Here is a 12199-nt window from a genome sequence, read left to right as displayed (position 1 = left end):
TAAGAAATTTAACTAGCATCAATAAAAAAATACAGCACAAGCATTGTACAGTCTTGTGCTGTATGATTAAAAGGTACGTGAGGTATTTTTCCATTAAAATATAACGAATCACCTTTATTTACAACAATTTCATCTTCACCAATATAGTATGTACAACTTCCGCTAATAATATATTTAAATTCCCAAGCATCAGTAACTACTTTTTCTCTTTTAGAATTTGGGTTTATATTTAAAATAACAGCTTCAAAACCCATGGCAGATAAACTTTTACTAAAAATATGATTGTAAGTAAATCCTTCCGCTTCAACTTCTTTTTCAATTAATTGCTGTTGTTCTTTTGATATATGAATATATTTTCTTGATTGAGAATTTTCTATATCTTTAAAAAAAGTACTAACATCAATTTTTAAAGCATTTATTAACTCTAATAAAACAGGTAAAGAAGGTATTGTTCTTCCATTTTCTATTCGAGAAATTAAGCCATTCGATACACCTGCGTTTGAAGCAACTTCGCTAATAGTCAATTTTTGTTCTTTTCTGATGATTTTGATGCGTTTACCAATACCAATTAAAAAATTATTCATGCTTTTTTCTGCTAAAATAAGGCTTTTTGTTATTTTAAAATTTTTACAAGCTCTTTTCGTATCAATAAAGCGTGTTTTTTATTGATATAACTATCATTTTAGTTGATGTGTATTTATATTAAAAAATAATTTAAATTAAAATAATTTATTTTTATTCTAAATAATAGTATGTTTTTTTATGATATTTATCATATATGTAATAAAAATAATCATTTTCAATAATTATAGGAATAGTGTTACTGTTTAATTATATAATGTAAAATTAATATTCTTTAAAGAAAAAATATTTTATAGCTGATAACATTTTGTTATCTTTTTATGACATTTGTCATGTTTTTAAGGAATCGAGTTTTTTAAATTTGAGGTACGAAAGCGTAAATAAGTAGCTAAAAAAAATCAAAAATTAACAAATACTATAAAACAAAATCAGATGAAATTACAAAACGTATTTTTAGTACTATTAGTAGCATTATTTATGAGTTGTGGCGGAAAAGAGAAAAAAGCGCCTTCATATAGCTCTGGAAAAACAGTAACAAAAGCAGTTGAAAAAACAGTTGAAAAAGCACCTGAAAAGAAGGTAGAAAAACCAGGGATTATCGATTTAAAAAATAAAGGAATTGGTCCTGTAAAATCGTTAGAACTTGCCACAACTATTGATAAGGCAATGGCTGAAAAAGGAAAATCAGTATTTAAAAACAAATGTTCTTCTTGTCATAAAGCAAGTAAGAAATTTATTGGGCCAAGTCCTGCGGGAATCTTAGAAAGACGTTCGCCTGAATGGGTAATGAATATGATTTTAAATCCTGAAGAAATGCTTAAAAAAGATCCTATCGCTAAAGAGTTATTAGTGAAATTTAAAGGCGTTCCAATGGCAAATCAGCATTTAACAAAAGAAGATGCAAGGCAGGTTTTAGAATATTTTAGAACAATATAAATTATCTTTTTTTAGATTTAAAAAATAAAACCTTTTCAATATAGTTGCAATTTTGTAGCTTTTTTGAAAAGGTTTTTTGTGTTTTTTTTGTATGATATTTATCATATGATACTATTTTAGATACTAATAGCTTGCGTTTTTTAAACTATAATATATAAAGTATGTTAAAAACACATTCATTTCATATTCCAGTGATGGGAATTGGATTCACCATAGATTCGCCCTTAAAAGTTTCGAGATTCGGAATAGACTCTGTTATTTCGTTAGTTGATGATATTTTGTTGGAAAAAATACGAAAAATGTATTCTTTAAAATTTAAAATTCCATACGATGAAATCACCGAAAAAATGGAAGATTTTAGAGCTGAAAGAGTTACTTCTTATTTGAATTTGATGAAAACACTTTCTGAAGAAAAATTTGAAGAATTTAAAAAGAATATCACGCAAACAAAACAAGATATTACGGCATTTTTTGAAGACCTTCCAGATTCATCATCATTAAAACAAGAGTTTTTAAAAGTAACAAGTACTAATTTTGATGTTAAAAAAGTTGCTGATTGGTTAAAAGAAAATTTATCAATGGGGCAAATTGATGTAAATATCATGACCAAAATTGATAAAGATAATTATCAAAAAGATGAAAAATTAGGCATTGAATATAACGATGCACATGCCGCTTTAAGAGGTTTTGCAAATAGTGATGTTAATTCATCAGTCGTTTTTTCTGCAGGAATGAATCCTCGATTATATGCTTATTTAGAACGTTTTAAAGATTTTTATCCTGATGAAAAAGGTGCTATTAAAAAAAGAATTATTCTAAAAGTAAGTGATTATCGTTCGGCATTAATTCAAGGGAAATTTTTGGCGAAAAAAGGAATTTGGGTATCAGAATATCGTATCGAATCGGGCTTAAACTGTGGCGGACACGCTTTTGCAACCGATGGTTATTTATTAGGACCTGTTTTAGAAGAATTCAAAATCAAACGAAAAGAATTGCATGAATCAATTCAAAGTTTACTTTTTAACGCCTTAAAACAAAAAGAATATACAATTCCAACACAAGATTTAACCTTTAAAATTTCGGCACAAGGAGGCGTAGGAACTGCCGATGAACATCAGTTTTTATTGGAGCATTATAATATCGATTCTGTGGGCTGGGGAACGCCTTTTTTATTAGTTCCAGAAGCAACAACGGTTGATAAACAAACACTCCATAAATTAATTAAAGCCAAAGAAGACGATGTTTATTTAAGTGATATTTCTCCGTTAGGCGTGCCATTTAATAATTTAAAAGGAAATACAAAAGACCAAGAAAAAGCCTCAAATATCGTTAAAGGAAGACCTGGAAGTGCTTGTCCAAAGAAATTTGTCGCCTTAAATAAAGAATTTAATGAAAAAGGTGTTTGTACCGCATCAAGGCAATTTCAACATCTGAAAATTAAAGAATTAGATACCGAAAAATTATCAAAAAAAATATCAAAAGAAGAGTATACTGAAAAATTCAACAAAATAACCGAAAAAAGCTGTACCTGTGTTGGTTTAGGAACTTCTGCTTTATTAGCCTACGATTTAGATACCAAAACTGAAGGTGCTGGAGTGTCGGTTTGCCCTGGACCAAATATCGCTTACTTCTCTAAAATGATGAGTTTAAACGAAATTACAAAGGCAATTTACGGACAATCTAAAAACGTAACGACGAATGAAAGACCTAATTTTTTCATCAAAGAATTAACAATTTATATCGATTTTTTAAAGAAAAAAGTAAAAGAAACCACCGCGGAAGCTTCTCTAAAAGAAATTAAATATCTAAAAACATTTGCTAAAAATTTGCAAGAAGGTGTCGCGTATTATCAACAATTATTTGATAAAGAATATCAAAATGCCATGACATATTCACCAACTATTTTAGCCGATTTGAAACTAAATGAACAAAAAATAAATAATCTAAGTTTGGCAATTTTAACCCTATAAAAATTATAATTTATTTTATGATAATAAAATAAATAAAAAACTATCATTCGAGTGATTCTTTTTGAATAAAAACCACTTGAACTGATAGTTTTTTTATTGATCTAAATTATTATTTCTTAGAGCCTGTTTAAATTTTATTCTAAAAATTTTTGCAACTATATTTTTTTTAGATGAAATTTAAACAAGCTCTTATTTAAAATTTTATCGAAAATCAAACGCGAACCGCATCAGGAACTAAACCTGTATAATCACCATTATTTCGGATAACATCACGAACAATAGACGATGAAATATAACTTTTTCCAGACGATGTCAATAAAAAAACAGTTTCTATTTCTGATAATTTTCGATTCGTGTGCGCAATGGCTTTTTCAAATTCAAAATCCGCAGGATTTCGCAAACCTCGTAATATAAATTGAGCCTTTTCTTCCTGACAAAATTTTACGGTTAATCCGCTGTAAATAACAACCTTAATTTTTGGCTGATTCTTAAATGTTTCTTCAATAAAACGCTTGCGTTCTTCCAATGAAAACATATATTTTTTATCGGCATTTACCCCGATAGCAATCACTAATTCGTCAAATAAGGTAACGCCACGCTCAATAATATCAACGTGTCCTAAGGTAATCGGGTCGAAAGACCCAGGGAAAACTGCTTTTTTCATATTTTTAATTAATTAACGTCATTTTTTAATGTGTTAAAGCAGTTTCAATGGCATCACCAAATAATTCAGTTAATGAAATACCAGCATGTCTTGCTTGTTGCGGTAAAATACTCGCTTCGGTTAATCCAGGAACCGTATTCATTTCTAAAAAATGAGGCTCATCATTTACAAAAATATATTCCGAACGAGAAAAACCACGCATATTTAATACGTCATATACTCGTTTTGAAATTTCGATAACACGATTTTCTTGACTTTTACTGATGCGTGCAGGTGTTATTTCTTGCGATTTTCCTTCGTATTTTGCCTGATAATCAAAAAAATCGTTTTCAGAAACAATTTCCGTAATCGGCAAAACCCTCGTAATACCTTTGTGCTGAATTACACCAACCGAAACCTCGGTACCATCTAAAAAACTTTCAATCAATAGTTCCGAATCTTCTTGATACGCCATTTCTAAAGCAGGCATAAATTCAGCTTTTGTATGTACTTTTGAAATACCAAAACTAGAACCCGCATTATTAGGTTTTACAAAACATGGTAAGCCAACTTTTTTAATGATTTCATCAACATTAATTTGATCACCTTGGTTTAAATATACCGAAATGGCTGTTGAAATTCCGTAATTTTTTACAACACTTAACGTATCTCGTTTGTTAAAGGTTAATGCCATTTGATAAAAAGGAGCAGACGTATGTTTAATTCCGATTAAATCAAAATAAGCCAAAATAGTACCGTTTTCACCTGGATTTCCGTGAATTGCATTGAAAACAGCATCAAAAATGACTTTTTTACCTTTTATATCCGCAGAAAAATCATCCTTATTAATAGGGAATTCTAGGTTTTTTTTATCAACTAAAACCCATTTGTCTTTTAAAATATGTACTTTATATACATTATATTTTTCTTTGTCGAGATGCTCGTAAACAACCGCACCACTTTGTAAGGATATTGCTACTTCAGAAGAATATCCACCCATAATAATAGCTATATTTTTTTTCACTTTTACTGTGTTTGAATTTTTTATATTGTAAGAAATTGAACATCTAAAGATGCAAACTTACCAAAAAAACTAGTTTAAGTCTTTATGAATTAAAAATACTAATATTTTTACTGTAAATTTGCAAACGTATCAAAAAAAAATACAAAAAATTATCTCCAAAAAAAATATCAAAATATATCAAAAAAAATATCAAAAAATAATATGAGTAATTTTTCAGAAAAACTTAAAAATTTATTGCAATTCCTAAAAAGTAAAACCTTTTTTATACAAATAGGAATCGCTATTGTTTCATTACTGATACTTGTCTTTGTATTGCAATGGTGGTTAGGTGTGACAACAAATCACGACCAAAAAATACAAGTTCCTAATTTGCATAAAATGTCGTTATCGGCAGTTGAAAAAAAATTAGACGAACTTAATTTAGATTTTATCATTATTGATAGCGCAACCTATAATCCTGATTATCCAAAGAAATCAGTCATAGAACAAAATCCAGAAGTAGGTGATTTTGTCAAAGAAAAAAGAAAACTATACTTAACATTAAATCCGTCTAAATATAGAGATATTGAAGTGCCAAACCTAAACGGACGTACCAAAAGACAAGCAACAACACACTTACAATCGCAAGGTTTTATTGTCGGGAAAGAAGTTACATTGGTAAACGATATCGGAAAAGATGTTGTTAGAGGATTGAAATATAAGGGCGAAAAAATTACGCCAGGAACAAAATTACCTAAAAAAACAACCATCACTCTAATTTTAGGAGATGGAAATGGTAACTAATTGATATAAAATATATATAAGAGATTCATGCAGGAAGACACAAATTTAGAAATAGAAAATGACGATTTATACGAACATCACAAGTTTGTAGCAACCGCTGGGCAAGAGCCTTTAAGAGTTGATAAATTTTTAATGAACTTCATTGAAAATTCAACACGAAGTAAAATTCAACAAGCCGCTAAGGCAGGAAATGTATTGGTAAATGAAGTGGCTGTAAAAGCGAATCATAAAGTAAAACCAACCGATATCGTTCGTGTAGTTTTGGCATATCCGCCTGCGGAAAATTTATTGGTAGCTGAAGATTTACCAATCGATATTGTCTATGAAGATGATGATGTAATTGTGGTTAATAAAGTCGCAGGAATGGTCGTGCATCCAGGACATGGAAATTATTCAGGAACCTTGGTGAATGGCTTAATTCATCATGTTGAAAATTTACCAAAAAACTCTAACGAACGCCCTGGTTTGGTGCATCGTATCGATAAAGATACTAGCGGATTATTAGTTGTCGCTAAAAATGAATACGCAATGTCGAATTTATCAAAACAATTTTTTGATAGAACAACCGAACGCTTATATTATGCCATCGTTTGGGGAGATGTAAAAGAAGATACAGGAACTATTGAAGGAAATATCGGACGTAGTTTTAGAAATCGCTTGCAAATGGACGTGTTTCCAGAAGGCGATTACGGAAAACATGCCGTAACACATTATAAAGTTTTAGAGCGTTTAACCTATGTTACCTTGGTGCAATGTAAGTTGGAAACAGGAAGAACACATCAAATTAGAGCGCATTTTAAACATATCGGACATACCTTATTTAATGATGAGCGTTATGGTGGTAACGATATTTTAAAAGGAACAACCTTTACAAAATATAAGCAATTTGTAAACAATTGTTTTAAAGTATTGCCAAGACAAGCATTACATGCCAAAACATTAGGATTTACGCATCCGAAAACAGGAGAATTTATGCAGTTTAATACTGAAATTCCTGCAGATATAGAAGCCTGTTTAGCAAAATGGCGTACCTATTCTGAAAATTCTAAATTACAAGAATTAGACGAAGAATAATTTCTTATTTTAAATGAAATTATATAAAAAAAAACAAGGGGTTGAAACCCCTTGTTACTTCATGAAAACGTTATAAATACTTTATCAATTAAAATAAATTTTAGTGTAATCTCATTTCAACTAGTGTCATAATTCGTTCAAATTGGTCTTTTAATCCCATGTTTGAGTTGTCAAATTCAATCGCATCATCGGTAAGAATCAGCGGAGAATCAGCTCTAGTTTCATCAATTCGATCACGCTCTTGAACATTGTGTAATATCTCTTGATAAGTTACTGTATCACCGCGATCTAATAATTCTTTATAACGGCGTGTCGCTCGTTTATCCGCAGAAGCCGTCATAAATAACTTTAACTCGGCATCAGGAAAAACAACCGAACCGATATCACGACCATCCATTACGATTCCTTTATTTTTTCCCATTTCCTGTTGTTCGCTCACCAGCTTTTTTCGAACTTCCGAAATCGTAGCAACTTTACTAACCAAACGAGAAACTTCAATACTTCTTATCGCTTTTTCAACATTCAGACCATTTAAAAAAATTTCTGCAAAACCTAAGGCATCGTTATAAACAAAAGAAACCGAAATATTTTGTAAATCAGCAATTAAATCATTATGGTTGAAATGCGTATCTGAAATATAATTTTTTTGCATTGCATACAGCGTAACAGCTCGGTACATAGCTCCTGTATCAACATAAATATAGCCTAGTTTTTTGGCCAATTGTTTGGCGATAGTACTCTTACCTGTTGATGAAAAGCCATCAATAGCTATGGTGATTTTTTGTGTCATATTAAAAAAATATATAAATAAAAAAATATAAATATAGTTACGAATATACAATAGATTTTTATTTTTTAAGAAAGGTTTTTTAAAATAATAATGTTCATTTTTATTCAAGATTTAACATAAGTTTAAGTTTTTTTTAAGAGAAGCTAAGTGCTTATTTTTTATGGTTTTATTTGCTTTTTTGAGTTGTTTTTTGTATGTTCGAGATAGATTTTAAATATCATTATAATTTGTTATATTAAAAGTTTATATTTGCTTTCCCTTTCCCCTTAAGTACAATATTTTTTAAGTATAATTTAAAATGAAAAGAATAATTAAAAGCATACATATACTTTTAGGGATATTCCTCTTTTTTGCCAGTACGATACTATTTTCTCAAGAGCTGTTAAAGCCAGAAATACAGTTCGTGTCAGCTTGTGATACAGAGATTCCTACAGATTATAAAGTTGTTTTTAAATATTCAACGACGGTATTTGCTTCGGATAATGAATTCACAATAGAATTATCTGACGGTAATGGAACTTGGGATGCTCCCGTAAATTTAGCGACAGTAGCCACAGAAAATGAAACATTTACCTTTTCAAGAAGTTTTCAATTACCTGATAATTCGTACGGTAAAAATTATAAAATTAGATTAGTTGCTACTTCACCAGCGATGATTAGTCCCGAATCGGATTCTTTTGAAGCTTATAAAATGATTTCAGGAACATTTATTTTAAATGATTTTAAAAATGTGTTTCTGTGTGATGGTGATACCTCTGAATTAACATTAAACACGAATCAGGAAGGAGATTATAAATGGTTTAAAGATGGCGGTATCGTTGCTACAACAACTCAGCCTGTATTGGAAGTTTCGACACCAGGGAAATATCAAGTTAAAATTGATTACGGTGCGTGTGGTTTTAAAGAATCAACATTAATAGATGTTTTTGTTGTTACCGAATCAGAAAAAAAAATAAAAGGACCAGATGTCGTTGAAATTTGTGGCGATCAAGCACATACGTTCGAAGCAAATGTTGAAAATCCATCGTATATCTATAATTGGTACTTTAATACCAACTTAGTGCAATCCTCATCATCAGCAACATATACAACACCAACAGTAGGGCAATTGGGAAATTATTATTTAGAAATTGATACAGGAACTTCTTGTATTACCGCTTCAAATGAAGTAGAATTAACATCAAAAGTTACAGCGACAGTAACTGTTTCTAATGAAACACCTTTAGTATCAGTACTGTTGTTAGGAGAAAAAGTTGATTTGTCGATTACCGTAAACGGAACAGCCGATTATACTATTGAATGGTATAAAGATACCAAACGATTATTTGGTATTGGAGGAACTTCTATCGAAGTTAGTGTTCCTGGAGAATATATCGCAAATATTGTAGAAACAAGTACTGGAGGATGTACCGTATCTACGGCTTCAAAAATAATGAGCGTATTAGGTGTAAAATCTTTTTTGCCTGTTATTATTGCTGATGAAAATTATGAAGAATGTAATGCGTCAGGAGTCGATTTGAGTCTGAAACAAGTAAATGTTGTTGCCTCGGATGATGAAATATATGTTTTAACACCCGAACAATTAGCATTATTATCATACCAATGGACGTTTAATAAAGTTGATATTCCATCGGCAACCAATAAAGAATTAACACGTAGTTCACATACACAATCGGGTGTGTACACGATACAAGTTAGTCACGGTGGTTTGGATAAAATGCCCTCCAATGAATTGGATATTAAAATGATTGCTAAAATCCCTACGATAACAGCAAGTTCAGCATCAAATTCATTATGTTCAGGAGGTAAAATTATTTATACGATTGATGAATTAGTAACAGGATATACCTATGAATGGTTTCAATCAGTAGCAGATTCAACAGAAAAAACACTAATCGCTACCAATATTACTGATTTAGAAGTTACCGAAATCGGAACTTATAGCTTGAAAATGAGCGGTTTTGGTTGTTCAAAAATAATTGAAGAAAAAATAGTAGTTTTGTTTGATGATTCTGCGATAACGGTAACGCCTTCAGAAAAAATAGTCCTTCCTGAAGGAGAAGAAGTTGTTGTAACGGCTAGCGGAGCAGAATCGTATAAGTGGTATAAAGGTACAGGTGAAAATCAAAATAATGCTAATTTACTAGGAACAACTGAAAATTTATCCGTAAATACGCTAGGTTTTTATACCGTAATTGCGACAGTAGGTTCTTGTTCTGTGCAAAAAACAATTGAAGCAATTGAACAGGATAATCAGCAAGTTGTACCAAACGTAATAACTCCTAATGGAGATGGTAAAAATGATTCTTGGAAAATATCCAATAGATATGCTTTTCAAGAAGAAATAACTGTAGAATTGTATGATTCAACAGGTAAATTAATAGTAAAAACAACCGATTATAAAAATGATTGGCCGCTAGAAGATTTAGGAAATCAAGTAATTTTTTATTATAAAATTATTCGTGATAATCAAATTATAAAAGCAGGAACAATATCCGTGTTATATTAATGAAAATGATAGTCAACATATTAAAAAAAATTAGTGTACTTTTTATTTTTCTAATTAGCGTAACATCAGTAGGGCAAATATTAGGGAATAATGGACAGAACTATAATTCTTTTAGTGCTCGAAACTTTATGAAATTTAACCGTTTTTTAACGGTGCCTACTTTTTCCGCTTTGCGAGAAAATAAAACGGCTTTAACAGGAATTGTGCGCAATAGTAATATCGATTTTGAAGATAATCCAAGATTGCATTTACTTTCCTATTCAGGGAAAATGCGTGAAAGCGTAGGAGCTGGTTTTGTAGTGTATCAACAAGAAGTTGGAGCAATGAAAGATTTTGGAGCAATCGCAAATTATGCACAAAAAATCCAATTAAATCAAAATATGGATTTAACTTTTGGATTTAATTTCTTATATAGTAGAAGTAGTATTGATTGGGCGAGAGTTCTTGTAAATGATCAGGATGATTTGTTTTTATCAAACTTTCAAGATATTCCTATGGTGATGTTACAACCTGCAGTAACACTATCTTTTGGTAGTTTTGATGTTGGTCTGTTCTTTGAAAATTTAGTCGATTTTAATTTGAAAAAAAGTGAAGTAGCGACCGATTTTGGTCAAAAAACCTTTTCGGCACACGCTATGTATTCTTATGAATTTAGCTATGCCGCAGGTATTTTTGAACGTGCCGATTTAAGAGCTTTAGTAGTCGCATCAAAAGCTGGGGAACAAGGATTTAATGGTTCAGGAAGTCTTATTTTAGACCTACCAAAAGCAGGTTGGATAAAAGCAGGATACGATAAAACATATGGAATATCCGCAGGTTTAGGTGTTAATATTTCTGATGAATTATCCATCGGTTTTAGTTACGAAAAAAATGAATTTGCAGCAACCAATGAAGTTGGATTAACCTATAATTTTGGACAAAAAAATTACATCAGAAATAGACCAAAAAGAAGAACAGGTAACGTAAATGTAACATTGCCAAAAAGAACACCTAAAAAAACGAAAAAGAAAACCGATTATAAAGATGAAGAACATCATGATTTATCAGATGAACTTCAACAGGCTCAAGATTCTATTAATGTATTAAATGAAAAAGTAGATGAGGTGCTTCGAATTTTGAAAAATCAACCACCATTAATCAAACAAAAAATAGAAGAACCAAAAACATTTATACCCAAAGAAATCAAAGGAGATGAAAAAGATACTTCCTTAAAAAGAAGAAATAAAGCACCTTGGCGTGAAAGTACAATTACACATTCTGGAGGTGGAGGTACGATGTATTACGTGGTTTCCGATAGATACAGAAATAAAGAAAATGTCGATGCTTTAATAGAAAAATGGAGTAGATTAGGCGCAGAAGCTAAATATATCTTCGATCCTACCGATAAATGGTATTATGTGTATATTGACAGATATGCCAAAAAAGTAGATGCCATCGAAAAAGTAGACGATTTTAACGATAAAACACGTTTATTTGAAAGTAATGATAAAAATGATCAATCATCAATAAAATTAAATAGCGGAAAAGATCCGGTATATGTGGTTAAATTAACCATCGGTGAAGCAGGTGATTCGTATAAAGAACCTAAAAAACAACCACCCGCTAGAGTAAGAACTATGTCGAACTCACAAGGAATTGAGCCAGGATATTATTTACAAGTATACGTAAATTCAAAAAAATCATTAGCCGATAGAAATGTTGATGAACTAAGAAATGATGATATCAAAGCAGGATATTTTATAAATCCGACCACAGGATATATGCATGTATATATCGCTAAAGTAGATAGCAAAGAAGAAGCTATTCGTTTGTATAACAATAATTTAAACGGCGCGTTTTACGATCGTAAAACCATAGTACGTATAAAATAATTTTAGATTACCCCAAC

Annotated in this window: 10 protein-coding genes; 6 read left to right on the top strand and 4 right to left on the bottom strand. The window is 30.7% G+C overall.

Features of this window, described 5'->3' with window-relative positions:
* Positions 1-8 precede the first annotated feature (8 nt).
* A complete protein-coding gene (locus tag L0U72_RS09715) occupies positions 9-584 on the bottom strand; it encodes a helix-turn-helix domain-containing protein (RefSeq protein ID WP_101917140.1) in 576 nt (191 codons plus the stop codon).
* A 430-nt stretch (positions 585-1014) separates the two neighbouring features.
* Here L0U72_RS09715 and L0U72_RS09710 point away from each other — a divergent pair, with 430 nt between their 5' ends.
* Together L0U72_RS09710 and L0U72_RS09705 are read left to right on the top strand one after the other, a co-directional pair.
* On the top strand, positions 1015-1518 hold the full coding sequence (locus L0U72_RS09710) for a c-type cytochrome (protein ID WP_193700029.1): 504 nt from the start codon (positions 1015-1017) through the stop codon (positions 1516-1518).
* Between the two features lie 161 nt (positions 1519-1679).
* Positions 1680-3488, top strand: a complete 1809-nt coding sequence (locus L0U72_RS09705) for a hypothetical protein (protein WP_233899000.1) — start codon at positions 1680-1682, stop codon at positions 3486-3488.
* Positions 3489-3699: 211 nt separating this feature from the next.
* Here the strand turns inward: L0U72_RS09705 and coaD are convergent, their stop codons facing one another.
* Together coaD and L0U72_RS09695 are read right to left on the bottom strand one after the other, a co-directional pair.
* Entirely contained in the window at positions 3700-4152 is a 453-nt protein-coding gene (gene coaD, locus L0U72_RS09700) for a pantetheine-phosphate adenylyltransferase (protein WP_101917137.1), read from the bottom strand.
* 25 nt (positions 4153-4177) lie between these two features.
* The gene (locus L0U72_RS09695; RefSeq protein WP_193700028.1) at positions 4178-5155 is read right to left on the bottom strand and encodes a D-alanine--D-alanine ligase; all 978 of its coding nucleotides are present in this window, start codon (positions 5153-5155) and stop codon (positions 4178-4180) included.
* A gap of 201 nt (positions 5156-5356) precedes the next feature.
* Between L0U72_RS09695 and L0U72_RS09690 the strand changes: the two genes are divergently transcribed.
* Both L0U72_RS09690 and L0U72_RS09685 read left to right on the top strand, forming a co-directional pair.
* Positions 5357-5938, top strand: coding sequence for a PASTA domain-containing protein (locus L0U72_RS09690; protein ID WP_101917135.1), 582 nt, complete (start codon positions 5357-5359; stop codon positions 5936-5938).
* Between the two features lie 27 nt (positions 5939-5965).
* Complete coding sequence (locus L0U72_RS09685) at positions 5966-7012, top strand: RluA family pseudouridine synthase (protein ID WP_233897180.1); 1047 nt, start codon at positions 5966-5968, stop codon at positions 7010-7012.
* Between the two features lie 100 nt (positions 7013-7112).
* On the opposite strand, the gene cmk is transcribed toward L0U72_RS09685, so the two are convergent.
* Positions 7113-7802 carry a (d)CMP kinase gene (gene cmk, locus L0U72_RS09680; protein WP_233898999.1) on the bottom strand — a complete coding sequence of 230 codons (690 nt, stop codon included), beginning with the start codon at positions 7800-7802 and terminating at the stop codon, positions 7113-7115.
* A gap of 298 nt (positions 7803-8100) precedes the next feature.
* Between cmk and L0U72_RS09675 the strand changes: the two genes are divergently transcribed.
* Positions 8101-10311, top strand: a complete 2211-nt coding sequence (locus tag L0U72_RS09675) for a T9SS type B sorting domain-containing protein (RefSeq protein ID WP_233898998.1) — start codon at positions 8101-8103, stop codon at positions 10309-10311.
* A 5-nt stretch (positions 10312-10316) separates the two neighbouring features.
* Positions 10317-12182 (top strand): PorP/SprF family type IX secretion system membrane protein, encoded by a 1866-nt coding sequence (locus tag L0U72_RS09670; protein WP_233898997.1) that lies wholly within the window; start codon positions 10317-10319, stop codon positions 12180-12182.
* Positions 12183-12199: the final 17 nt, after the last annotated feature.

Origin of the sequence: Tenacibaculum piscium, from assembly GCF_021390755.1 — a bacterium.
Lineage (GTDB): Bacteria > Bacteroidota > Bacteroidia > Flavobacteriales > Flavobacteriaceae > Polaribacter > Polaribacter piscius.
The sequence above is the reverse complement of the archived record's forward strand: the minus strand, read 5'-3'. Positions and strand labels throughout refer to the sequence as shown.